The organism is Herbaspirillum sp. GW822-FHT03A08 (assembly GCF_058801885.1).
On record NZ_JBXANR010000007.1, the window covers coordinates 124,640 to 149,598 of the forward strand.

At 58.9% G+C, this 24,959-nt stretch carries 21 protein-coding genes; 3 read left to right on the plus strand and 18 right to left on the minus strand.

Annotation, left to right across the window (positions count from 1 at the left end):
* Nucleotides 1-2: 2 nt before the first annotated feature.
* The 11 genes from AC1RN6_RS21490 to AC1RN6_RS21540 all read right to left on the minus strand — a co-directional run bounded on the left by AC1RN6_RS21490 (nucleotide 3) and on the right by AC1RN6_RS21540 (nucleotide 14,477).
* Nucleotides 3-1,031 carry a LysR family transcriptional regulator gene (locus tag AC1RN6_RS21490; protein WP_493007494.1) on the minus strand — a complete coding sequence of 343 codons (1,029 nt, stop codon included), beginning with the start codon at nucleotides 1,029-1,031 and terminating at the stop codon, nucleotides 3-5.
* 136 nt (nucleotides 1,032-1,167) lie between these two features.
* Nucleotides 1,168-1,962 carry a thymidylate synthase gene (locus AC1RN6_RS21495; RefSeq protein WP_493007495.1) on the minus strand — a complete coding sequence of 265 codons (795 nt, stop codon included), beginning with the start codon at nucleotides 1,960-1,962 and terminating at the stop codon, nucleotides 1,168-1,170.
* A 458-nt stretch (nucleotides 1,963-2,420) separates the two neighbouring features.
* Nucleotides 2,421-3,761, minus strand: coding sequence for a c-type cytochrome (locus AC1RN6_RS21500; protein WP_493007496.1), 1,341 nt, complete (start codon nucleotides 3,759-3,761; stop codon nucleotides 2,421-2,423).
* On the minus strand, nucleotides 3,758-5,536 hold the full coding sequence (locus AC1RN6_RS21505; protein ID WP_493007498.1) for a GMC family oxidoreductase: 1,779 nt from the start codon (nucleotides 5,534-5,536) through the stop codon (nucleotides 3,758-3,760). The genes AC1RN6_RS21500 and AC1RN6_RS21505 overlap by 4 nt, the downstream gene beginning before the upstream one ends.
* Nucleotides 5,537-5,608: 72 nt before the next feature.
* Complete coding sequence (locus AC1RN6_RS21510; RefSeq protein ID WP_493007499.1) at nucleotides 5,609-6,367, minus strand: gluconate 2-dehydrogenase subunit 3 family protein; 759 nt, start codon at nucleotides 6,365-6,367, stop codon at nucleotides 5,609-5,611.
* A gap of 440 nt (nucleotides 6,368-6,807) precedes the next feature.
* Nucleotides 6,808-7,740, minus strand: coding sequence for a 3,5-dioxohexanoate:acetyl-CoA acetone transferase (gene kce / locus AC1RN6_RS21515; RefSeq protein WP_094564892.1), 933 nt, complete (start codon nucleotides 7,738-7,740; stop codon nucleotides 6,808-6,810).
* Nucleotides 7,741-7,871: 131 nt separating this feature from the next.
* The gene (locus tag AC1RN6_RS21520) at nucleotides 7,872-8,804 is read right to left on the minus strand and encodes a 3-hydroxyacyl-CoA dehydrogenase (protein WP_493007500.1); all 933 of its coding nucleotides are present in this window, start codon (nucleotides 8,802-8,804) and stop codon (nucleotides 7,872-7,874) included.
* Nucleotides 8,805-8,825: 21 nt separating this feature from the next.
* Entirely contained in the window at nucleotides 8,826-9,608 is a 783-nt protein-coding gene (locus AC1RN6_RS21525) for an SDR family oxidoreductase (protein ID WP_493007501.1), read from the minus strand.
* A 36-nt stretch (nucleotides 9,609-9,644) separates the two neighbouring features.
* Nucleotides 9,645-12,176, minus strand: coding sequence for a branched-chain amino acid ABC transporter ATP-binding protein/permease (locus tag AC1RN6_RS21530; protein ID WP_493007502.1), 2,532 nt, complete (start codon nucleotides 12,174-12,176; stop codon nucleotides 9,645-9,647).
* A gap of 8 nt (nucleotides 12,177-12,184) precedes the next feature.
* A complete protein-coding gene (locus AC1RN6_RS21535; RefSeq protein WP_094564888.1) occupies nucleotides 12,185-13,060 on the minus strand; it encodes a branched-chain amino acid ABC transporter permease in 876 nt (291 codons plus the stop codon).
* 157 nt (nucleotides 13,061-13,217) lie between these two features.
* Nucleotides 13,218-14,477: an ABC transporter substrate-binding protein gene (locus tag AC1RN6_RS21540; RefSeq protein ID WP_493007503.1), complete on the minus strand. Its 1,260-nt coding sequence runs from the start codon at nucleotides 14,475-14,477 to the stop codon at nucleotides 13,218-13,220.
* A gap of 474 nt (nucleotides 14,478-14,951) precedes the next feature.
* On the opposite strand from AC1RN6_RS21540, the gene AC1RN6_RS21545 reads away from it, so the two are divergent.
* A complete protein-coding gene (locus tag AC1RN6_RS21545; protein WP_493007504.1) occupies nucleotides 14,952-15,659 on the plus strand; it encodes a GntR family transcriptional regulator in 708 nt (235 codons plus the stop codon).
* Here the strand turns inward: AC1RN6_RS21545 and AC1RN6_RS21550 are convergent.
* On the minus strand, nucleotides 15,610-15,864 hold the full coding sequence (locus tag AC1RN6_RS21550; RefSeq protein ID WP_493007505.1) for a hypothetical protein: 255 nt from the start codon (nucleotides 15,862-15,864) through the stop codon (nucleotides 15,610-15,612). The two genes, AC1RN6_RS21545 and AC1RN6_RS21550, sit on opposite strands and share 50 nt — an antisense overlap.
* 304 nt (nucleotides 15,865-16,168) lie before the next feature.
* On the opposite strand from AC1RN6_RS21550, the gene AC1RN6_RS21555 reads away from it, so the two are divergent.
* Nucleotides 16,169-17,374, plus strand: a complete 1,206-nt coding sequence (locus AC1RN6_RS21555) for a serine hydrolase domain-containing protein (RefSeq protein WP_493007506.1) — start codon at nucleotides 16,169-16,171, stop codon at nucleotides 17,372-17,374.
* A gap of 113 nt (nucleotides 17,375-17,487) precedes the next feature.
* Nucleotides 17,488-18,129, plus strand: coding sequence for a DedA family protein (locus tag AC1RN6_RS21560; protein WP_493007507.1), 642 nt, complete (start codon nucleotides 17,488-17,490; stop codon nucleotides 18,127-18,129).
* 133 nt (nucleotides 18,130-18,262) lie between these two features.
* Here AC1RN6_RS21560 and AC1RN6_RS21565 read toward each other — a convergent pair whose 3' ends face one another.
* The 6 genes from AC1RN6_RS21565 to AC1RN6_RS21590 all read right to left on the minus strand — a co-directional run bounded on the left by AC1RN6_RS21565 (nucleotide 18,263) and on the right by AC1RN6_RS21590 (nucleotide 24,871).
* A complete protein-coding gene (locus AC1RN6_RS21565) occupies nucleotides 18,263-19,333 on the minus strand; it encodes an asparaginase (protein ID WP_493007508.1) in 1,071 nt (356 codons plus the stop codon).
* 243 nt (nucleotides 19,334-19,576) lie between these two features.
* The gene (locus AC1RN6_RS21570) at nucleotides 19,577-20,617 is read right to left on the minus strand and encodes a GGDEF domain-containing protein (RefSeq protein ID WP_493007509.1); all 1,041 of its coding nucleotides are present in this window, start codon (nucleotides 20,615-20,617) and stop codon (nucleotides 19,577-19,579) included.
* 618 nt (nucleotides 20,618-21,235) lie between these two features.
* Nucleotides 21,236-22,138, minus strand: coding sequence for a lipid A hydroxylase LpxO (gene lpxO / locus AC1RN6_RS21575; RefSeq protein ID WP_493007510.1), 903 nt, complete (start codon nucleotides 22,136-22,138; stop codon nucleotides 21,236-21,238).
* A gap of 283 nt (nucleotides 22,139-22,421) precedes the next feature.
* On the minus strand, nucleotides 22,422-23,729 hold the full coding sequence (locus AC1RN6_RS21580) for a D-amino acid dehydrogenase (protein WP_493007512.1): 1,308 nt from the start codon (nucleotides 23,727-23,729) through the stop codon (nucleotides 22,422-22,424).
* A 148-nt stretch (nucleotides 23,730-23,877) separates the two neighbouring features.
* On the minus strand, nucleotides 23,878-24,447 hold the full coding sequence (locus AC1RN6_RS21585; protein ID WP_493007513.1) for a hypothetical protein: 570 nt from the start codon (nucleotides 24,445-24,447) through the stop codon (nucleotides 23,878-23,880).
* Nucleotides 24,448-24,451: 4 nt separating this feature from the next.
* Nucleotides 24,452-24,871: a DNA polymerase III subunit chi gene (locus tag AC1RN6_RS21590; protein WP_007876221.1), complete on the minus strand. Its 420-nt coding sequence runs from the start codon at nucleotides 24,869-24,871 to the stop codon at nucleotides 24,452-24,454.
* Nucleotides 24,872-24,959: the final 88 nt, after the last annotated feature.

Genomic DNA, 24,959 nt, shown 5'->3' on the forward strand with positions numbered 1-24,959 from the left:
GTCTACAGCGATGCCGCCACAGCAACAGCCGCAGGTGCTTGGGGCGCGGGGCCGCTGAGCTGATTCTTGCGTCCCAGCACGACATACATCATGAAGGTTTCGTTGCTGGAAAAATTGTCTGCCATCAGGTTGACGAAGGCCTTGAGTTTTTCCGAGGCGTGGCGCTGCTTCTGATAGACGCAATACACCGGCAAGGTTTCTGAGGCCCATTCGGGCAGCACCGGCATCAATACGCCGGCATCGACTTCGACACGCGTGAAGAAATCGGGCAGGTAAGAAATACCATAGCCATCGATGCAAAATGTCTTGTCCACCCAATAATCGTTACTGACCACCGTGCAGGGCGGAGCAACCTCGGCGCATTCGCGTCCGCGATAAAAGCGCCACTTACCGTCGACCAGCTCGTCGCTGCGCACGCTGGTGCGATGGGCGGACAGATCGCCCGGATGTTGCGGCGTGCCGTGCTGTTTGAGGTAAGCCGGGCTGGCATACAGGCGGCAGTGGAAAGAGCCGATGCGCTTGGCGACCAGATTGGGGTGATCGGGCGGTGTCGTGCAGATGAAGCAGTCGGCCTCATCGGGGAACACCGGGTTCGGTTTGTCTTCCACAATCCGCAGATGGCAGCGCACATTGGGATACAGCGACATATAACGCTCCACGGCGGGCGCGACAAATGTGGTGCTGAAATAATTGGTGGTCATCAGATGCAGTTCGCCGCTGACGCCCTGGCTCAGATTCTGTACATCGATCAGCACCGTTTCAAGATCGGTCTGCATGTTGCGCATCAGGCGCGAACCGCGCTCATAGAGCAAACGTCCAGCCTCCGTCAGCGTCGCCTTGCGCGACGTACGGATGAACAGTTGTTGTCCGAGCAAGTCTTCCAGCCGCGCCATCTGGCGGCTCAGCGTGGCCTTGGAAATGCCGCTGGATTCCTCCGCCTGCGACAAGGTGCCGCAGCGCGCCACCAGCACGAAACTCTCCACCAGACGAAGGTCGATGCCCAGTTCGCTGTACTTTTCGATTGCTCCCATACGTCTCGCCATTGGTAGTGTTGATCGCCGGAATTGGCGCACTGGAGGCAAGCAAGATTCATGCACATGCATACAGGCGCACAAACAAAAACGCCTGCAGAGTTGCAGGCGTTTGAGAGAGGGCCGGACGAAAGGCTCAGACAGCGACGGGCGCCTTGATGTGGGCCTGGGCTTCGTAATTGGTGATTTCGAAGTCTTCGAAGCGGTAGTCGAAAATGCTTTCCGGCTTGCGATGGATTTTCAATTGCGGCAATGGCCCTGGCGTGCGGCCGAGTTGCTCCTGCACCTGCTCCATGTGGTTGGAATACAGGTGGCAATCGCCGCCGGTCCAGATAAAGTCGCCGACCTCCAGGCCCGTCTGTTGCGCCACCATGTGCGTCAGCAGCGCGTAGGACGCGATGTTGAACGGCACGCCCAGAAAGATATCGGCGCTGCGCTGATACAGCTGGCAAGACAGCTTGCCGTCGGCCACGTAGAACTGGAAGAAAGCATGACAAGGCGGCAACTTCATCTGTGGGATGTCGGCCACGTTCCATGCCGACACGATCAGGCGGCGTGAATCCGGGTTGTTCTTGATCTGGCTGACGACTTGCGCGATCTGGTCGATATGCTCGCCGTTGGGCGCCGGCCAGGAGCGCCATTGGTAGCCGTAGATCGGTCCCAGATTGCCTTCCGGATCGGCCCATTCGTCCCAGATCTTGACGCCGTTTTCTTTCAGATAGGCAATGTTTGTCGAGCCGGCCAGGAACCAGATCAGTTCATGGACGATGGACTTGATATGCAGCTTCTTGGTGGTCAGGAGGGGAAAGCCTTCCTGCAGGTTGAAGCGCATCTGATGGCCGAAGACGGAGCGGGTGCCGGTACCGGTGCGGTCGGTTTTTTCGGTGCCATGTTCGTAGACATGGCGCATGAAATCGAGGTATTGGCGCATGGGGATTGGTGCTGATGGAATGAGGGGGATTGTAACTTATTTGGGCGAGGGGACCAGGAATCGGACGGGTTTGTTCTGGGTTTTGTCCCGACTGGCGGTATTGGATAATTCAGGCCGTTCTTTCGTCGGACAACCGTGCCGGGATAGCCCGGCGGCTACTCACTTTCTTTGGCTCGCTAGGCGTCGGCAAGGGACGGAGGTGGTTCAATCGTATGCGGCCTCCTTGGTTTCGTCGTTCCAACGAAAGTTGGAACCCAGCGTCGGGAAGACGGTTGAGTGACGCACGGAAGTCACTGGGTCCCAGCCTTCGCTGGGACGACAGCCTAAAAAGCACTCGCGGAACGTATGAGCGCGCGAAGCCGAAGGCGAGCCGCCGGGCTACCCCGGCAGCGCGTCCGAAAAAGGAAGAGCAAAGTTACGAATAAACGGAAGCCGGAACAAAACACAACGGCTAAAGCTCACTTCTGCGTAGCTTTTCTTACCGCAGCTACCTGCTCAGCAGTCACAACGCCACCGTGATTTCCCCAATTTCCACGAACAAAACTCACTACCTCCGCCACTTCCTGATCGCTCAGTCTCCACCCGAATCCCGGCATTCCCATCGCTGAGGGATCAGACTTGGTCGAAGGCATCGCGCTACCCGCCAGCACGATGTGAATCAGCGAAGTCGGATCATCGACGTTGACGACTGCGTTCTTGCCCAGCGCAGGAAACGCCTTCATCGCGCCTGTGCCGTCCGAGCGATGGCAGGCATTGCAGTTGTTGAGGTACACCGTGGCGCCTGCGGTCTGCAGCTTGCCGGATCGCAGTTCCAGAGTGGCCGGCTGATCTGCTCCGGCGGCGTTCGACGCTGCGGCTGCTTGCGTATTGCCGGCAGCAGGGCTGCCTGATTTCTTGCCGGGCAAACTGCTCAGATATTCAGCAATCGCCTGCAAGTCGGCGGTGTTGAGATATTGCGTGCTGTCGTTAATGACCTGGCTCATCGCACCGAAGGCTGCGCCGTCGTCGGAACGGCCGGTGCGCAGGTAGGTGGCGATCTGCTGCTGATTCCAGCGGCCCAGTCCATCCTTGTCGTTGCGCAGGCTCGGCGCATGCCAGTTGTCCAGCGTGTAGCCGGCGAGGAAGCTGTCGCTGCCGCCGTCCAGCGACTGCTCCTGGCCGAGCTTGCCGTGCGGCGTATGGCAGGCGCCGCAGTGGCCGAGGCCTTGCACCAGATAGGCGCCGCGGTTCCAGTTGACGCTTTGCGTGGAGTCGGCCTTGAAGGGTTTATCACTGAAGAACAGCATGTTCCATCCCGCCATCAGGATGCGCATGTTGAACGGGAAAGGCAACGCGGTCTTCGGATTGTCCTGCTGCACCGGCTTCACGCCTTGCGTGAAATACGCATACAGCGCGGAGACGTCTTCATCGCTGAGTTTGGCGAACGAGGTGTATGGCATCGCCGGATACAGGCGGCTGCCGTCCTTGCGCTTGCCCTTGCGCAGCGCGGAAGAAAAATCGTCGTAGGTGTAGTTGCCGATGCCGGTCTGCTTGTCCGGGGTGATGTTGGTGGAATAGATGGTGCCGAACGGCGTGTTCATCGCCAGGCCGCCGGTGAAAGGCGCCTTGCCTTTGACCGTGTGGCAGGCCATGCAGTCGCCGGCGCGGGCGAGGTATTCGCCGCGCTGGATTTGCTCGGGCTGGGGCATCGACGGCGTGGGATTGACTGTCTGCGCAGAGACCAGGCCAGTCGTGCTCAGCGTTGCTGCAACCGAGGTTGCGAGCAATACCTGCCTGAATATGAATAAACGGGCGCTCATGCTTGCACCAGCGGGCCGGGATTTTTCAGATAGCGCTCGCGGATCGCGGCAGCCGACCAGTAAGCCAGTGCGCCGACCATGCCGGTCGGGTTGTAGGCCCAGTTCTGCGGGAAGGCGCTGGCGCCCATGACGAAGACGTTGTGCACGTCCCAGCATTGCAGGTATTTGTTGATCACGCTATTGCTCGGCTTGTCGCCGCAGATGGCGCCGCCGGTGGTGTGCGTGGTCTGGTACGGTCGCACGTCATAGTGATCGCCGAACTTGGGCGGGTGCGGCGTGAAGGCTTTCGGGTTCATGGCTTTGGCGACCAATGCGGCTTTTTCGGTGACGAACTGTGACATGCGTACTTCGTTGTCTTTCCAGTCGTAGGTCATGCGCAAGAGCGGCACGCCGTAGACGTCCTTATAGGTGGGATCGAGGTCGAGATAGTTTTCGCGGTTGGCCATGACCGAGCCCTCGGTGCCGATGTTGAAGGAATGCAGATAGTTGTCCTTCAGCGCTTTCTTCCACTGGCTGCCCCACTTGGGCGTGCCGTCCGGGACCATCGATTGTCCGATCGGACGACCGCCGGTGACCATCGCGCTGACATAGGCGCCGCCGACGAAGTTGTGCGGACCGTGGTCGAAATTGTCGCCGTTGAAATCGTCGAACACCTGGCCGCCGGAGCCCGCGCCGATGAACGGATTGATCGCCACGTCCTTGTCGAAGAAGACCGATACCGAGCTGTTCTTCTGGTACGCATAGTTTTTGCCGACCACGCCTTCGCCGGTTCTGGGGTCATACGGTTTGCCGATGCCGGACAACAGCAGCAGGCGCACGTTGTGCATCTGGTAGGCGCACAGGATCACGATGTCGGCGGGTTGCTCGACCGAGCGGCCTTGTCCATCGATGTAGGTAACGCCGCTGGCGTGCTTGCCGTCGCTGTCGAGGTTGACCTTGGTGACGTAGGATTTGTCGCGCAACTCGAAGTTGGGCTTCTTCAGCAGCGCCGGCAAGATGCAGGTTTGCGGCGACGCCTTGGAATACATGTAGCAGCCGAAGCGCTCGCAGTAGCCGCAGAAGTTGCATGGGCCGAGCTGCATGCCGTAAGGGTTCTGATAAGCCTGCGATGCATTTGCCGCCGGAATCGGAAACGGATGGTAGCCGACTTCACGCGCGGCCTTGGCGAACAGGTTGGCGGGCGCGTTGTCCTTCAGCGCCGGCACCGGATAGTCGCGCTTGCGCGGCGCTTCAAAGGGATTCCCACCTTCGATGATCTGGCCGTTGAGATTGCCGGCCTTGCCGGAAACGCCGGCGATATATTCGAAGCGATCATAGAACGGTTCCAGCTCCGCATAGGTCATCGGCCAGTCCTGAATCGTCATGTCGACCGGAATGAAACGTTTGCCGTAGCGCTGTTCGTAATGGGTGCGAATCTGCAGTTCGGCATCATAGGCGCGCCAGGTCATGCCGTTCCAGTGCACGCCCGCGCCGCCGACGCCGTCGCCCAGCAGGAAGGAGCCCAGTTGCCGGTACGGCAGCGCATCGTCGTTGATCGAATGGCGCACCGTGACGGTTTCCTTCGACAGGTTTTGCATGAGCTTGTAGCGCACCGCATAAGTCAGCTCGTCGGCGATTTTCGGATAAGCGAAATCGGGATTGGTGTCGCGGTTCTCGCCACGCTCCAGACCGACAACGGTCAGTCCTGCTTCGGTCAGTTCCATGCCCATGATGGAGCCGGTCCAGCCCATGCCGACCAGCACGACATTGACTTTCGGTTTGGTGATATCAGCCATTTTCTTGTTCCTCGGATTGCAATGTTGTTTTGTTCTTCCGGTGTATTGAAGCGCGTGCCGGTGTCGGAAGCCTCAGCTTTGCTTGCCGCCGATGCCGACCGGACCATAGGGATACACCTTGTCCGACGGGCCCACAAAATCGAGGAAGTCGGCGCGCGCGCCGGGGAAGCCGATCATCTTCCACGCTGCCATGTCCTTGTTGCCGCCGTGGATAGGGTCGGAGAGATAGCCTTCCTTGGTGTTCTGCAGCAGGAAGGTGAAAAACCACTGCGCCGACACCGTATCGAACTGCACCTTGCCGCCGTCCATGTCCTTGAACAGCTGTTCCTGATCGTTCGCAGCGAGCTGATCGAAACTCTTGCCACCGAAATTTTTTCGGCAGTAAGCGGTGAGCGCAGCAATGCCCGAGCGGTACAGCTCACGCGGCGGCATGCTGGCCTGATAGCCGAACAGCGGCGAGGCGTCGCCCTTGAACGGCCCTTGCATGTACCAGTTGGAGGCATGACCGAAACCCGACTCCATCTGGCCGTCGATGAACGCCGGCACATTCAGTTCGAGTGCGCCCGGTCCTTCGCTGTCGGCAGGGATCAGCCGGTCGACGGCGGCCTTGATGAAGGTCCATTCATCGGCGTTGAAGAAGCGTGGCTGAAAGTTGGCGTTGACGGTGCCGGAGGAGGCGGCACCTGCCGGCGTCTGTCCGACCGCCGGAGAGAAGCTGGCCGTGGTCAGTGCGGACGCCGCCGGTACGATGGCGATGGTCTTGAAAAGGAAGCTGCGACGTGATGCGACTTTTTCGTCGGGCGTGCTGGGTGGCGGATTTTCTTTTTTCATTGTTCACCTGGGCTGGGTTAGCACATGGCATGGCGTCATGTGGCCTGGGGTCCGCCTGTGTTGCACGGCATTGCCGGAGATTTCCGGTAAAGGATCGTGGCGACACAGGTGATGTTTTTTTACTGGGGGTTCGACAGGAGCGAGGTGGGTGATGTTCCGCAAGCAAGAGGTTCGAGAACGGACTCGTTTTCATATCCTGACAACTTGTCAGGCAGGGCGGCGCCGAACGTGCAGCGAAATGGCGGCTATCTGAAACCATCGTCTTGTAACCAAAACGAAAGCTGACAGCGAAAGAAAATGAAAAAAAACGGCGCTCACAAAATCGTGAAGCGCCGCGGGAGATAAAAAGGAAAGAGGCTCCTACAAGGCGTGTAGGAGGTCGCTGACGAAATGATCTAAAACGTTTTAATCATCGATAAATAAATGATGAGACGCCTCGACTAAAACGCGACGTTATTGCCGCCCTTGAGCTTGAGCATTTCGCGCGCGTCGTCGGGTGTCGCCACTTCCAGCGACAGCGCCTCGATCACGGTGCGGATGCGTTTGACTTGCGCGGCGTTGCTTTCGGCCAGCTTGCCCGGGCCGTCCCACAGGGAATCTTCCAGGCCGACGCGGGTATGGCCGCCCATCGCTGCCGACATGGTCGCGATCGGGATTTGTCCACGTCCGGCACCCAGCACCGACCAGAAGTAGTCGTCGCCGAACAGGCGGTCGGCAGTGCGCTTCATGTGCATGACATCTTCGACGTCGTTGCCGATGCCACCGCGCAGGCCGAACACCGACTGAATCAGGAAAGGCGGCTTGATCAGCCCGCGGTCGATGAAGTGGGCCGCGGTGTAGAGATGGCCGATGTCGTAGCACTCGATCTCGAAGCGGGTCTGATTGGCGCTGCACGATTCGAGGATGTAGGCGATGTCCTTGAAGGTGTTGCGGAAGATGCGGTCGTCGGATTCGGCGAGGTAAGGTTTTTCCCAGTCGTATTTGAAGTCCTTGAAACGATGCAGCATTTCGTACAGGCCGAAGTTCATCGAGCCCATGTTGAGGGAGGCGACTTCGGGTTTGAGTTGCAGCGCCGGTTGCAGGCGTTCTTCGACGCCCATGGTGGGAGCGCCGCCGGTGGTGAGGTTGATGACGACGTTGGACTTGGCTTTGATCTGCGGGAGAAATTTGCGGAATTCGTTGGGGTCCTGGGTCGGTTTGCCGTTTTGCGGATCGCGCGCGTGCAGGTGGACGATGGCGGCGCCGGCTTCTGCCGCACCCAATGCTGCGTCGCGGATTTCATCGGGTGTCACCGGCAGGTAGGGAGACATCGATGGCGTGTGGATGGCGCCGGTGACGGCGCAGGTGATGATGACTTTTTTGGGTTTGCTCATTTGGTTCTCCTGGTGATTGTTGGTTTATGGGACTTGTCTATATGTATAACTTTTCAAGTTCATCTGTCGTCCTGACGGAAGTCAGGACCCAGTGGCGTGCTGTTGCCCGCATTGCCACCGGTGTTTCTCGTTTAAGTGGATTGCTTCTTCTTATGCGCCACCAATCCCATCAACCGGTTGTCACGCCACCGCGATCTTTCTTGCAACTGATCCGCACGCAGCACCTTGCGCCGTTCATCTTCAATCTGCTTGAGCGTCTCCACATTCCATTCATTCGGCAACTGCGTCTTGGCGACATCGCGATAGGTATGCCCATATCGTTTCGCATAGTCGATCACGCCTTCAGGCGCATTGAGGTCGATGGTTTCAAACGGGCCCATGAAGGACCAGCGCAGGCCGAGGCCATCCTTCAGTACCTTGTCGAGATCTTCCGAGGAGGCGTAGCCGTTTTCGTAGAGGTTCAGCGCTTCGTTGAGCACCGCGCCCTGGATGCGGTTGAGCAGGAAGCCGGTGATTTCCTTTTTCAGCAGCACGGGCGACTGGCCGGCGCGGGTGTAGATGTCGTGCGCACGCTTTACCGTTTCGTCCGATGTCCATGGCGCGGGAGCCAGTTCGACCAGAGGGACCAGGTAGGGGGGATTGACCGGATGGGCGACCAGAATGCGGTGACGGCCGGGCAGATGTTCGGAAAACTCGGACGTCGGAATCCACGAGGTGGAGCTGGTGAGGATGGCGTCGGGTGACGCCAGCTTGTCCATTTCGGCGAAGATCTGGCGTTTGACTTCGACCGTTTCCTTGACGTTCTCTTGCACCAATACCGCACCTTTGAGGGCTTCTGCCAGGCCGCTGACCGGCGTGATGCGGGCCAGCACCGTCTCGGGCGTCTCGGTGATCAGGCCGTGGCGGGCGAGGTCGCTGATGTTGTCGTGCAAAAGCTTCTGGCAGTTGTTGAGTGCTTCCGGGACGGCGTCGTAGATGGCGACGCTGCAGCCGGCGCGGGCGAACACGATGGCCCAGGCGCGGCCGATGAGGCCGGCGCCGATGACGGCGATTTTTTCGTTCATGGTGTCTCCTTTGTTTGGTCTTTAGCCGAGATGTTCGACATTACCGCAGACCGATAAACTCTGCCCGCTGATGGCCGATCCGGCCGGGGAGCAGATGTAGATGATCTGGTTGGCGATGTCTTGCGCGGTGACCATCTTGCGCATCGAGACCTTGGACAGCAGGCGCTCGCGCATTTCTTCGTGATCGATGCCATAGGACGCGGCCTTGGCGGCGATCACGCGCTCCTGGCGTTCGCCGGCGACGATGCCGGGCAGGATGGCGTTGACGCGGATGTTGGAGGGGCCGAGTTCCATCGCCCAGCTTTCGGTCAGGCCGATGACGCCGAACTTGGAGGCGGAGTAAGGCGTGCGCAGCGGGAAGCCGAGACGGCCGGCGGCAGACGAGATGTTGACGATGGAACCGCCGCCGGCTTTCTTGAGCAGCGGCACCGCGCGGCGCGTGCACAGGAAGGGGCCGGTCAGGTTGACGGCGATGGTCTGGTCCCAGGCAGACAGTTCGGTGTCTTCGACTTTTGCTGTGGGGCCGGCGATGCCTGCGTTGTTGACCAGCACGTCGAGCGCGCCCCAGCGTTGCGTCAGCTCGGCGAACATGGCGTCGACCTGCGCTTCGTCGGCGACGTCGGTCTTGCTGAAGCTGACCGGCGCACCGTCGAATTGTTTGCGCGCGCTGTCGAGGAAATCGTCGCTGACGTCGCAGATGTGGACTTGCGCGCCTGCCGCGACGAACGATGCGGTGATGGCCAGGCCGATGCCTTGTGCGCCTGCGGTGACGACGACGCGTTGATCTTTCAAACTGGTGTTCATGTAGTTGTCCTTGTTGCTTGTGTCAGAAGTAAAAAGTTAAAGCCAGAGAATTTGCTTGCGATAAGTCAGGTCGGTCAGCAGCGGTCCGGCCGGTCCGGTATGGAAGACCGCGCCGCGTTCCAGTGCGAATACGCGGTCGGCCAGCGCCAGCACCAGGTCGAGGTTGTGTTCGACGATGACAATCGAGACTTCCTTGCGCAGTTGATCGAAGACGGTGAACAGCTCCTGCACGACCGCCGGTGCGAGACCTTCAAAAGGTTCGTCCAGCAACAGCAGCCTGACGTTGCCCGACAGGGCGCGTGCCACTGCAACCATCTGCTGTTCGCCGCCGGAGAGAAAGTCGGCCGGCGTGTGCAGGCGTTCTTTCAGGCGCGGGAAGTAGTGCAGGATTTTTTCTTCGCTCCAGGCAATGCCATTGCTGCTGTCAGTTTTGCGCGCCAGACGTCCGAGCGAAAGATTCTCGGCTACGGTCATGCCGGCAAACAGTCCGCGTCCCTGCGGCACGTAGCCGATACCCAGACGCGCAATGTCAGGTGCGCTCAGGCCGGCAATGTCCTTGCCGTTGTAGCGGATCGCGCCCGATGCAGGCTTCAGCAAACCGGTCAGCGCTTTCAGCAAGGTCGACTTGCCGGCGCCGTTGCGGCCGAGCAGGGCGACGATTTCGCCTTCGCGCACTTCCAGCGAAGCGTCGTTGAGGATGTGGCTCTTGCCGTAGAAGGCGTTGACCTTGTCGAAGGACAGCAGTTGCGGGCGCTCCTGCGCATCGCCGGCGAGGCGGCCGGTGACGGGCGGCGTACCGGTGCCGGTGTAGATTTCCTGCACGCGCTGGTCGGCGCGCGCTTCATCCGGTGTGCCTGACATCAGCACGCTGCCCTGATTCATCACCGTGACCTGATGCGAGAAGCCGAGTACGCGGTCGATGTCATGTTCGACGATCAGCACCGGGATGTTGTCGGCGATGATCTTCACCAGCCGCGACACGCGCTCGCGCTCGGCGGCGGCCAGCCCGGCCAGCGGTTCATCCATCAGCAATACATGCGGTTTGGAGCCGAGCGCGATGCCCAGATCGACCAGCCGTTGGCCGCCGTAGGACAGTGCACCGCCTTCGATATCGTCGATACCTTTGAGACCGAGGAAGCGCATCAGCTCCTCTGTTTCGGCGTGGATCTCCGGATAGGCGTCGATGTCTTTCCACATGTTGAAGCGCGAAGCATGGCGCGCCTGCAGCGACAGCCGAAGGTTTTCGTAGATGCTCAGGCCCTTGAACAGATTGGTGATCTGGAACGAACGCGCCAGGCCGCGCTGACAAATCTGGCCTGGCGTCAGACCCTGGATTTCTTCACCATTCAGTTTCACCGTGCCGTGGTTCGGGATGAACATGCCGGAGATCAGATTGAAGGTGGTCGTCTTGCCCGCGCCATTGGGGCCGATCAGCGCGTGGATCTCACCCGCGTGCAGATTGATCTGCGCATTCCTGACCGCCTGAATGCCGCCGAAGCGGATGTCTATATCCTTCACCTCCAATACCAATCCCTCCTGGCGCGGTGGTTGCAGGAAAGCCGGCAACGGTAAACCGTCGACGATCTGGCGCTGGCTCATCGCGGCGCCGACTTCGGCCGGCGGATGCAGGCGGCGTTTGATCTGTTGCCAGATGCCGACCAGGCCGGTTGGCGAGAACAGGATGAAACCGACGAAGGCGAGGCCGAACCACAGCAGCCAGTTCTCGGTCCAGATCGACAGGCATTCGCGGAACAGGATGTAAAACAGTGCACCCAGTGCCGGGCCGAGGAAGCTGCGCATGCCGCCGATCACCACCATTGCCAGCAGCTCGCCGGAGAACGCGACCGAGGTTGGCTCGGCCGAGGCGAAGCGGTGATGAAAAGCCAGCAACGCGCCTGCCAGACCGGTCACGCTGGCCGACACGATGAACATGATCAGCTTGTAGATGATCGTGCTGTAACCCTGGAAGCGGGCACGCTGCTCGTTCTCGCGGATCGCCACGATGGTGTGGCCGAAGGGCGAACGGATCACGCGTTGCAGGACGAACAGCACGAACAATGCAATCACGCTGACGAAGACGAGGAAGGGAATCGACTGATCCAGATCGATGCCGGCCACGACCGGACGCACGACATTGCCGAGTCCCGACTCGCCGCCGGTGAAGTCCGTCCAGCGGAACGCAATCGCAAACGTCAGCGCCGACAAGGCCAGCGTCAGCAGCGAGAAATACACGCCGCGCCGGCGCAGGATCAGGAAGCCGATAATCGCTGCAGAGGCCGCAATGAAGACGATCGTGAACAGCATCGGCGCCACGATCTGGCCGGGGAACCAGTACTTCTGCGACAGCGCCGCCGCATACGCGCCGACGCCGAACCACGCGCCGTGGCCAAACGAGGTCAGGCCGGTGTAGCCGACCAGCAGGTTCAGGCCCATCGCCGCGATGGCGTAGATGACGACGTCGGTGGACGAACTGGTGGTCAGGCCCAGCAGTTGCAGCAGGATGGGGACGATGATCAGCGCCAGTGCGCCGATCCACAGGGATTGATATTTATTGTATGGGTTGTACATGTCCGCTCTCATTCAAAACGTTCGATGCGTTCGCCGAGGAGGCCGCGCGGACGGAAGATCAGGACCAGCAGCATCAGCAGATACATCGATGCTTCGCCGGCCGGCGCGTAGAACTGGATCGTGATGCCGCGTACCACGCCCACCAGCAGCGCGGCCAGCACCACACCCCAGAAACTGCCGAGGCCGCCGATCACCACCACCACGAAAGCAGCGGTCATGATTTCCGCGCCCATGGCCGGATGCACGCCGGAGATCGGTGCGAACAGCACGCCGGCCAGCGCAGCGAGCCCGACGCCGAGCATTACGATGGCGGTCATGTAGGGTTGCAGCTTGATGCCGAGCACCGCCACCATGTCCGGCTTTTGCACACCGGCGCGCACCACACGGCCGAAGGAGGTTTTGTTGAGCAGCATCCAGATCAGCGTCAGTGCGACGACGACCGCGACGAGCATCAGCAGGCGGTATTTGGAATACATGAAATCGCCGACCATGATCTGGCCCTTGAAGGCCGGCGGAATCGATGCCGGCAGCGGCGACGCGCCCCAGAAGATGCGGATGATCTGTTCCGCCACCATCGCCAGACCGAAGGTCAGCAGCAGGCCGAGGATGGGATCGGCCGAATAGAACCGGCGCAGCAGAAAGCGCTCGAACAGAATGCCGATCAGCGCTACGAGCAAGGGCGACAGAATTAATGCGCCGCCAAAGCCGAGGTACTTGGTGATCTCCACCGCGAGATAAGCGCCGATGGCGTAGAAGGCGCCGTGCGCCAGATTGACCACGCCGCCGAGACTGAAAATCAGCGACAGCCCCAAGGCAATCAGCAGGTAGTAGCCGCCTACCAGAATGCCGTTGAGGATTTGTTCCAACAGGAAAACGATTTGCATTGCTGCTCCGGAGGGAGGACAAGAAAAGACTGGCGATGCTCGCTCCACCGCCGTCGTGCCAGCGCATGCTGGGACCCAGTGTCGTCACACCGACAGATGACGACGAGAAGACACTGGGCTCCGGCGTTCGCCGGAGCGACGGAGAGTGGATGAAGACTTAGGTGTAAGTGCAGGCGTTTTCTTGCATCGTCGGCGCCAGCACTTCGAGCGACTCGCCCGGTCCCGGCACCGATGCGCCCAGCAGCATGAAGTCCCACTTGTCCTTGATCTGCGCCTTCGGCTTGGGTGTGACCGTGTACATCTCTTGCAGCAATTGGTGATCCCAGGCGCGATAGGTGCCTTTGCGCGCTTTCAGCGCATCGATGGGCGCACCTTTTTCGAAGTACTCGATCAGCCTGGCGGTGTCCAGCGACTTGGTTTCAGTGACGGCTTGCACGATGGAGCGGAAGGCAACGTATTCGCCCCATGCCTGGTTCTCCGGTGGTTTGCCGAATTTCTTGATGAACGCGGCGACGAAGGCCTTGGCCGATGGCGCATTGACGTCATGGTGCCAGGTGGTCGGCCAGGTGCCGGCAAAGCTGTCGGCGCCGGCACCCCAGGCGACTGCGGTGTCGAAACCGAAACCGGCAATCGGGAAGGGCAGGCCGAATTCCGAATATTGCTTGATGAAGTTGGTGATCTGGTTGCCGGCGAGGTTGGAGATGACCAGATCAGGTTTTGCCTGGCGGATCTTCAGCAGGTAAGGGCTGAAATCGGTGGCGTCGGTCGGCACCAATTCGTCATTGGCAATCGTGCCGCCGTTGGCGGAGACGAAGGATTTGGCGGCGCGCAGCAGGTCGTGGCCGAAGGCGTAGTCGGCGGAGAGTGCATACAGCTTCTTGCCCTTGATCAGGTTGTCGCGCACCAGTGAGCGGCCGCAAGCCTTGACGTAGGTTGAGTTGGCGGCCTCGATGTGAAACATGAATTTGTTGCAGCTCTTGCCGCGCAACTCGTCGGAGTTGCAGCCGGTGTTCATGAAGAGCTTCTTGTTGCGCTGTGCTACTTGCGCGATGCCAAGTGCCGAGGCGGAGGAAATTTCACCGATCAGCACCGCAGCGCCGTCGCGTTCCAGCAGGCGCTGCGCCTTGGAGGAGGCGGTCGGTGGATTGACCGAGTCTTCCGAAATCAGGGTGAGCTGGCGACCCAGCAAGCCGCCGGCCTTGTTTTGCTCTTCCACTGCCAGTGTGATGCTCATGACGGCATATTCGCCCAGGGGGCCGAGGAAGCCGGTGCGCGGGGTCAGGTGGCCGATGATGATCTTGTCCGACTGCGCCTTGACGATGGCCGGGAAACCTAGCGCCGAAGTGGTGGCGACGGCCGCGCCTGCTTTCAGAATGGTGCGACGGCCGGGCGACAGAATCTTGTTGTCTTGCTCCATGGTGCAAACCTCCTAATGGTCCGGCGCGAGCCGGGTGTCTCGATGGAAGCCGCCGCACGTCGCCGGATGAGTTGACGCGAATGAAGCGGCTTGTTTTCTTATTGAGTGCTTGTGTGCGGAAGAGAAAAAAACGGGGCGAAGCCGGATTCAAGTCATTGAATCTGGTCCCGATGTCTCCTTCATCTTTTTGCAACAGCCTCTTTTTTATGTCATTTATTTGACATGTGATCAAATGTATTCGATAGAATTGGGGTGTGTCAACCGGCGCTGCAGCAGCGACAAAGGTTGCCGGGAGTCATGCCGGCGCACCCAGGCAAGGTGTCAGTCGCAGTGGAAAACGCCGCAAAAGGACGTGTGGCGCAGTATTCGGCGGTCGGGGTGAAAAAGCGCGACTGCTATAATCCGCGACAATTTTGAATAACAGATGCATTTCATCGGCACGGATGAAATGGTTTCAAGTGAGAAGCCGGGGACATGGAACACACGATACTCGCGGACCTTTCGCAGATACGCAAAATCACGCACGCTACGCTGTCGCAGCGCGTGTATGAAGATTTGCGCGAACTGCTGCTGGCAGGGCAAGTCCGCCCCGGTCAAAAGCTGACTCTGAAAAGCCTGTCGGAAGCCCTGGGCACCAGCCCGATGCCGGTGCGTGAAGCGATACGCCAGCTGGCGGCGGAAGGCGCGCTGGAAATCCTGCCCAACCGTGCCGTGCGCGTGCCGCTGATGACCAAGGACAAATTCCGCGAGCTGCTGAAAATCCGCCTGGCGCTGGAAGGCCTGGCGGTCGAGCATGCAGCACAGAACATCACAACGGAAGGCTTGCAGCAAGTCTCCGATCTGCACGACACGCTGTGCGTCGAGATGCATCGCAAGAAGCCTGACGTCGACCTCATCATCCGCCTCAACAAGCAACTGCATTTCGCTGCCTATGAAGGATCAGGCATGGCGACGCTGGTCGGTCTGATCGAAAGCCTGTGGCTGCAGGTCGGGCCGGTGATCAACCTCGACCTGCGCGCCGGCTCGCGCCGCCTGTCGGAAGCACCTGCGCTGGTGCATCATGCGGCGTTGCTCAAGGGCTTGCAGGACAAGTCGCCGGAGCAGGCGCGCGCCGGGTTGTCGGGCGATTTGCTCAGCGCTGCGCAGATGATTCTTGCCGGCGACGGCCTGCCCGATGCGTAACATGATGCTTACCGGCTTGCTGTGCAGGCGCGCGATGGAAACAGCTTGCCAGCAAGAGGCTCAGCAGCGGTATCCCCGCGGCCAGTAGCTCCAGAATGCCGGTGCTTTGTTCCAGTTGCTCCAGACGGATCTTGTAATGCGTGGCGAACGCCATCAGCAAAAACAAGAATGCGGCGCTCAGCCCCGCGATCAATTTGAGTCGCATATTCATTTCCTTCACTCCCCCTTATCCCCACATGACGGCTACAGGCGCCGTCGCCAATGCCGCGAGCGCAATGCTCACGACGCCGAAGCCGCCATAGACGATGAGATCGAATTCGCTCATGGTGCATCTCCCTGTATGCAGACAAGTGCTATATCGACTGAGCGCGGCAGACGTTGATAGGGCGGATCGGTAAAGAAGCGTAAGTTTGCGTAGGCGCTTGTAAGCGGGGTTTCGGCAAGACATCGATGGCCCGGATCGTGTACCCTCTCGGTAAAAAATATCTCTACATCATTCAGGGAGCTTCATGTCTTTATTCAACAAGAGCGGGCTGTGCAAGCGCATCGGCCGCGCAGCTCTTTTGTCGTTCGTCGCTGTCGCTACCGTGACTCTGCCTTCCCGGTCCCAGGCACAGACGTCGCTGGACGACATGCTGAAACCATATCTGGAAGAATATCGTTTGCCTGCCGTAGCCGCTGCCGTGGTCAGGGACGGCAAGATCGTCAGCGCCGGCGCGGTCGGCGAGCGCAAGTTCGGCTCCGGCATCGCCGTGACGGTGAATGACCGTTTTCATATCGGTTCCGACACCAAGGCATTTACCGCGACGCTGGCCGGCATCCTGGTTGATCGCGGCCAGATGCAATGGACGACGACCATCGGTGACGTCTTTCCCGAACTGGCGCCGAACATGGATACCGGTTTCCGCAGCATCACGATCGGCCAGTTGCTGGCGCATACCTCCGGCATTCCTGCCGATAACGCCGAGTTCATCGAACTGTTGGCCAAATCGACATTTGAAGAGGGCAACCTCGATGATCTGCGCTACTGGCTGTTGGAACAATGGATGAGCAAGCCGCTGCAGTCCGCACCGGGACAGCGCTTTGCCTATTCCAATATGGGTTATACGGTGGCAGGCGCGATGATCGAGCGCGTTGCCAAAAAGAGCTGGGACGAACTGATCCGCGAATGGATCTTCGATCCGCTGGAGCTGAAGACAGCCGGGCTCGGTTCGCAGGCCAGTCCGGGACGCATCGACGCTGCGCTCGGCCATGGCATCCTCGATGACGGCACGATCAAGGCCTTCATGGCCGGACCGGGCGACGACAATCCGCAGATCATCGGTCCTGCCGGCATGGCGAATATGTCGGTCATGGACTTTGCCCGCTGGGCAGGCTGGAATGCTGGGGAAGGCAAGCGCGGCCCGGCTTTGCTGAAACCAGAGACGCTCAGGTTCCTGCATACCGCCGTGGTGGACATGCCCTCAGCGAGAAACCCGGCGCCGGGAACGCCCTCGGCCGGCAAGTATGCTCTCGGCTGGGTGATTGCGACCACCGATTGGGCGCCGCTGCCGCTGGTGTTCCACGGTGGTTCCAATCAGAAAAATCTGGCGCATATCTGGTTCAGTCCTGAAAAGGACTTTGCCATGGTCGTGGTCACCAATATCTCCAGCGCCAAGGCCAACGATGCCTTGTTCGATATCGCCGGTAAATTGTATAAACAGTTTGCGCCGTGATGGAGCGGTAAGAGATTTGTCCTTGAAGAGAGCATCACTGCCGGATTGAAGGAGGGGAAAGCGTCTGTTGGTACAATGCGCGTTTTCCCTTGTACCTCTTTCTGGCGGGCTTCATGGATTTTCTCTTGTTTGTGGTTGATTTCGTTCTGCACATCGATCGCCATCTGACCGAGCTGGCTGCAGCTTACGGTCCGTGGCTGTTTCTGATCCTGTTCCTGATCATCTTTGCGGAAACCGGCCTGGTGGTGACGCCGATCCTGCCGGGCGATTCGATGCTGTTCGTCACTGGCGCGATTGCCGCCACCGGTGCTTTCGACATCCATCTGATGGTACTGACGCTGATCGTTGCGGCCATCCTTGGCGACACCGTCAACTACCAGATCGGCAAAGCCATCGGCCTGAAGCTGTTCGATCGCCCCGATTCGCGCATTTTCAAGCGTGAATACCTCGACAAGACCCACGCTTTCTATGAACGCCACGGCGGCAAGACCGTGATCATCGCGCGCTTCGCGCCTATCGTGCGCACCTTCGCGCCGTTTGTCGCCGGCGTCGGCGCGATGACGTATCCGCGCTTCTTTGCTTACAACGTGATCGGCGGCATTCTGTGGGTGGCGAGCTTCTCGTACGCGGGCTACTTCTTCGGCAATCTGCCGGTGGTGAAGCAGAACCTCAGCTTGCTGATCGTCGCGATCGTGGTGCTGTCGATTCTGCCGGGCGTAATCGCTTATCTGCGCCAGCGTATGCAGTCCAGATAAACATCCCGGTTCGGTTACACAAAGAAAAAGCCGTTCAGTTTGCACTGAACGGCTTTTTATTTACTGCTGCAGAAATGAACTACAGAGCTTGCCTCCAGAGGTCACACAGTAAATTTGGTACCACGACCCACGATCAATACTTCCACAAGATCTTTTGCAGTTCCTTGCTGTCGTTGGTCTTGGTCAGCGCCAGCGCGGTCAGGATGCGGGCCTTCTGGGCGTTCTGATCATCAGTGACAACCCAGTCGAACTTGTCGTCGTTCTGTTCGCCGTTACGGATCACGACGCCGCTGCCGGTGCGGGTTGCGCGGACCACTTGCAAGCCTTTGGCGCGCACTTCCTGCAGGACCGGGACGATCTGTTCGGCGACGCTGCCGTTGCCGGTGCCGTCATGGATGATGGCCTTGGCGCCGGCGGTGACGAAGGCGTCATACGCAGCGCGGCTGACGTTGCCGTAGTTATAGGCAATATCCACGCGCGGCAGGCTGTTGATCTTGTCGATATCGAACTCGGTCTGCGTGGTGTGCGGACGCGCCGGCAAACGATAGAACATCAGCTTGCCTTCGACCACATAACCCAGCGGGCCGTATGCCGAGCGGAAGGTTTCGACTTTGAAGGAATTGCTCTTGGTGACGTCGCGGCCGGAATGGATTTCGTCATTCATGACCACCAGCGTGCCTTTGCCTGCCGCGTCCTTGCTGGAAGCAACCAGCACCGCGTCGTACAGGTTCAGCGCGCCGTCCGCTCCCAGGGCCGTACCGGGACGCATGGAACCGACCACCACGACAGGCTTGTCACTCTTCAGGGTCAGGTTGAGGAAGTAGGCGGTTTCTTCGATGGTGTCGGTACCGTGGGTGATCACGATGCCGTCGACGTCATTTTGCTTGAGCAGTTCGGAGACGCGCTTACCCAGTTTCAGCAGGCGCTCGTCGTTGAAGCTTTCGCTGCCGATCTGGAAAATCTGTTCGCCGCGCACGTTGGCGATCTTCGAGATTTCAGGCACGGCGGCGATGATCTTGTCGACCGGGACGACGGCTGATTGGTAGGCCGCTGTATTGACGCTCGATGCGCCGGCGCCGGCAATGGTGCCGCCCGTGCCGATGACGACGACGTTGGCTTTCTTTTCTTGTGCCTGTGCGGACAGCGACATGGCGGCGGACAGTAGCAGGACGCCACCGAGTTGTTTCAGCTTCTGGGGTTGCATGAAGGTCTCCTGAGCAATCGTAAGATCATTAGATGGTCCCGCCGTGGCGCCGGATGATGCTGACTAGTGCGCGCAACGGCGACTTGCGTGCCAATCGTTTTGCATTGTGGTTATGGCACGAAAGAATCTTACGGAACTGCGCAGTGGATGTCCCATGCTTTTACAGCATGGTTTTGCGCAGGTTATGCAACAGATGCATGACCTGGCGGCGGTCTTTTATAAATCAAAAATCAGGCCGCAGTTTTAGAAGAATTCGACGATGTCATTGGTGGAAATTTCCGGGCTGAGCACGCCGGAGGTGACCAGTTCATCGTAATAGCAGATGCGGTTGCGGCCGTTTTCCTTGGCATGGTACAGAGCCTGATCGGCATGGCCGAGAATGACCACCGGCGTTTCGTGCGAGATGCTCACGAAGCCCAGGCTGACGGTGACATTGCCGACTTGCGGGAAGTCGTAATCCTGAACATGCTGGCGGAAGCGATCGAAGATCTTGCGCGCATCGTCCAGGGTGGTCGAGCGCAGCAGGATGACGAATTCTTCGCCGCCGAAACGGAAGATGCGGTCATGCGAGCGGAACGAGGTGCGCAGGATATTGGCGACCAGGATCAGCACTTCATCGCCGTAAAGGTGGCCGTACTGATCGTTAACCTGTTTGAAATGATCGATGTCGACCACGGCAAGCCAGTGCGATTTGGCGTTGCCGGAATGACGGCGTTCGTTGTTGTCGACCGAATGCGATTCATGCGGTGCAATGGCGAAAGCATGGCGCGAGAACTGTTCGTCGAAGGTCTTGCGGTTGAACAGGCCGGTGAGGGCGTCGCGCTCGCTGTAGTCGAGCAGGCTCTGATAGTTGCAGTAAATCGCAAAGACGCCGTCGATCAATTCACGCATCGCCGCGTCGTAGGCATGCGGATGGCGGATTTCGATGCAGGTGTTGACCTTGCCGTGCAACCACACAGGCAGCCACAGCACATGCGTGCCATCGGCCTCGATTTCGTAGTGTTCGTTCTTGTGCTGGCGCATGCATTCCGCAATCGCGGGAAAGTTGCTCAGCGGTTCCTTGGGGTCGTCGTCGGTGTGTTCGGCGATGGTGCTCAGGTGGCCTTCGTCGAGGAACATTTTTTCCTGCACGAACAGTTCTTCGCGCAAGGCAAAGATATCGTGCACGCGGATCTGGCGGACTTTGGTCAGCTGATACAGGGAGGTGATGACGGAGCCGGCAAGACGCGTGTTCTCACGTTGTGCCGTGATATCTGTCAGGTTCTTTAGAAGCAGTTTCATCATCCGGATGTCGACTCCTGCGTGAGCACATTATTCTATGTCTAGTGGGTACTCTGTAGAACGCGGTCAATGCGTTCTCATTGGCTTTACCATTCATAGAATGCATAAGGACATTACGCAAGAATCAAGCCATGAATCAAGCCGGGAATCACGGGATTTTACACGCAGCTTGGCGTAACAGCTATTGAGTTAATGCAAAATCAAAGCGAATAATTTTCTTTCATTTCCGAGTGGAAATTTTATTTTCAGCTGCTCGCATTGCCCGCACTATATTGGCACTCACCGTCTCGCCTGATGCGCCGCCGATGTGAAATGCAGACGATGGATTTTATGTTTCCACACGGGAAAATTGGAGCGCTTGATGTGCAATAACACATCGTCAGTTTGATTGAATAAATACGGCAACGTGTGTCTCTGCGCGATGTAAGCACCGCAACAATTAATTATTTATATTATTTGAAAATGAGGAGACAGAACGTATCGTATTTCAAAGCGCGAATGCATAAGTGCCGTGCAAGTGCAGAGCACATTGTTTGCTGACTCGCTTTTGAACATGAGGAAGGTGTTGCAGGCGGGGGTGGCGCGCCGCGATGCCCGCGACGCGCCGGAAGCTGCGGAGAACTACAGGTAGATAATGGCGAGCGCTACTGCGATGATCAGGCCGAACTTGGTCGCGCGGTAGACGTTGCGGTTCCACTTCTTGAACTTGCGGCGATATTGGCCGGCAACCCAGACAAAGCGGAACAGCTTGTTGATGCGGCCGGTCTGATCGCCGGTTTCATTCGGCGAGCTGGCGGCGGTCATCATGGTCTTGCCCAGCCATTTGTTGATGGCTTGCGCCCAGCCGTAACGCAATGGGCGTTCGACGTCGCAGAACAGAATGATACGGTTCGTCTCGGCACCGTTTTGCGCCCAATGGATGAAGGTTTCGTCGAACACCACGCTCTTGCCGTCGCGCCAGCTGTAACGCTGGCCGTCGACTTCGATGAAGCAGCGGTCATCGTTGGGCGTCACCAGACCGAGGTGATAGCGCAGCGAGCCGGCATAGGGGTCGCGGTGCGGATTGAGTGTGCCGCCCGGCGCCAGTTCGGCAAACATTGCTGCCTTGACGCAAGGAATCTGGCGCAGGATCTCGACGGTCTTGGGGCAGAATTGCTCGGCCGACGGATGGCTGGCGTCGTACCACTTCAGGTAGAAACGTTTCCAGCCGGCTTTGAAGAAGGAATTGAAGCCGGCGTCGTCATTCTTTTCCGCAGCCTTGATCTTGGAGATGTTCTGCAGATTGACGGCTTCGGCTCTGATGGTTTCCCAGTTGTCATCCAGCAAGTGCAGGTTCTGGAAGTCCTTGGTCGCCGGAGGATATGGCACTGCCGGCACGCGCGAGAACGCGTACATGAACAGATTGATCGGCGCCATGATTGAGGAATGATCAAAGAACTGCCGGAAAAACGGCAGTCTCACCTTTCCGCGGAAATGGATGAAAAAGATGGAAAACAGATAAATACCGACAACAACCCACTTCATTGCAATGTCCTCATGAGGATGGCGGACTGATAAAGCCCTGCCATCTTGCATAGATAAGCGCGGTAAGCGCGATATCAATGCTGCAGCAGCCAAATACTATTAGCTGAATATTCTGGAAATCCGGCAGTTTTGCCGCGATGGATGGGGCTGATTCTACACCAAGCCGATTTGGGGAGCTTTGCGGTGGATCAGTGAAGAATTGTAAATATAGACCAGGTCCCGCCGGGGGAAGGACGGAACCCGGTCTATAAGGAGGGCAAAGGTTGGTAAGCGTTGCAGGCGCTTATGCCGGCTGAGCCGCCAGTTTGCCTGGGGCAATGCGCGGCAGGCCGGTAAAGCCGAAGTCGATTTCAGGTTGACGGCCGGCAATGATCTCTGCGATCGCGCGGCCCGAACCTGCACCCATGGTCCAGCCCAGTGTGCCGTGACCGGTATTGAGGAACAGGTTGCTGAACTTGGTCTTGCCGACGTAAGGGATGTTGGACGGCGTCAGCGGGCGCAGGCCGGTCCAGTACACCGGATTGTCATAGTCGCAACCGTCAGGGAACAGCTCGCGTGTACGGCGGGTGATGGCGTCGCAGCGGGTGTTGTTCAGTTCACGGGTGTAGCCGTTCAGCTCGCAGGTGCCGGCCACGCGCAGGCGGTCGCCCAGGCGCGAGACGACCAGCTTGTAACCGTCGTCGGTCAGCGACACGGTCGGGGCTGCATCCGGATTGGTGACCTTGTAAGTGGCCGAGTAGCCCTTGCCCGGATACAGCAGCAGGTTGATGCCCAGCGGACGCAGCAGCGGCTCCGAGAAGCTGCCCATGGCGACGACGAACTTGTCGGCGCGCAGGATCTTGTGGCGGCCTGCGCCGTCGATGACTTCCACGCCCGTGATCCTGGCGGCAGCGCCGGTGCCTTCGGTCAGCAGGCGGGTGATGGTGGTGTTGAACTGGAAGTCGACGCCGGCGTCTTCCGCCTTTTGCGCCAGGCCGGTGGTCAGCTTGTAGACGTCGCCTGATTCATCGCTGGCGGTAAAGTCGCCGCCGACGATCTTGTCGCGGATGCTGGCCAGTGCCGGTTCAATCTTGACCACTTCTTCGGCGCTGATGGAGTCGCGTTGGCAACCGAGGTCGCGCATCAGTTTGGCAGCCGGCAGCGACAGCTCGAATTCTTTTGCATCCGTATAGAAATGCAGGATGCCGCGGGTCAGGTGGTCGTACTGGATATTGGTTTCGGCGCGCAGGGCCACCAATGTCTGGCGGCTGTATTCACACAGTGCGACGATCTGGCGGATGTTGGCGTCGGTGCGCGCAGGCGTGCATTCACGCAGGAAGTTGACGGCCCATTTCCATTGCAGCCATTCAGGACGGAAGCGGTACAGCAGCGGGGCGTCTTCCTTGCCCAGCCATTTCAGGACTTTGAGCGGAGCCGAGGGGTTGGCCCATGGCTCGGCGTGCGACACGGAGATCTGGCAGCCGTTGGCGAAGCTGGTTTCCTGTGCCGCGCCGGGTTGGCGATCGATGACGGTAACGTCGTAACCTTCACGCTTCAAAAACCACGCGGACGCGGTACCGATGATGCCTGCTCCCAATACGATGACTTTCATCACATTCTCCTTGATTACTATTCCCTGAATGGGTGAAATTGTAAGAAGTAATCAGTTTTTTAGGTAAGCAATCAACGTGCCTGGATTTCTATTTTTAAATAGAAAATTGCTTCTGGCATTCAAAAAAGAAAATAATTTTGCAAAAAACTTAATATTTTGAATTTTCGAACTTCGCCATTTCTTCCGCCAGCGCCTGCGTGACGCTTTCTGCGAGGGCTTGTTCCAGACTGGCGCGTACGCGGGTCTTCAGGATGTCGGCCATGTTGTCCAGAATGACGGCCAGATGGTCTTGCAAATGCTGGTGCAACACGTTGTCGACCTGGCCCAGCATCTTTTGCATGATGTTGTCCTGGATTTCCTGGCGCAGTTGCTGCAATTGTTCAGCCGTCGGGATTGGCGCAGCCGCAGGCAACATCGGACTGACCGGGACCGGCAGCGGTGGTGCATCGTACGTCGGTTGGTAGATCGGCTGCTGAACTGGCTGGTATTGCTGCGGCTCAGGCTGGTAATGCTGATGATAATCGTGCTGCGGCTGCGATTGTGTCGAAGTCTGGGGCTGGCCGTAGTCGTATGTCTGTATCGGCGGCTGCGCCGGGGCGTCTTCCCAATACAGTGCATTGGGTGGCGATGCCGGTGTCGTCGCTGGTTCCGCCGCAGCAGGCGTGGCGATGACTTCGGTCAGGAGCGGGATGCTGTTGTCGGCGGAAGACTGGCTCATGGCTTCAATCTGCGACGAAATGGCTCAAGGGATAGCCGCGCTCTTTATAGAAGCGGTAACGATCGCGCCCGGCCGCCTTGTCGGCTTCGTCGGACGAAATGATCTCGAACATGCGCTCGAAGCGGGCGAAGTGCTCCGGCGTGTTGCCCGACAAATTAATCAGCACATGATGATGCGGCAATTCCACGGCTTCGCTGTCGGTCAGGATCACCGGCGTCTGTGCCGCCAGTGGATCGCCGGCCCGCACGTGGGGCAGGAAATCCTGTTCCGAGAAAGACCACAGCAATTGATCGAGCTGGGCCAGTTCGTTGCGATCCTTGCCGAGCAGTACGATCTTGCACTGCGCAGCGCGTGCCTTGCGCACCAAGCGGCAGGCGTAGGCGAGTTTATTGGGGACGTTGCTGTGGAAATCGATGCGGGTCATGGACGAAGTATAGACATATCCAGAGAGGAGGAAAACCTGAAGAGCGAATTAACCCGTCTCCGTCGTCCTGACAAAAGTCAGGACCCAG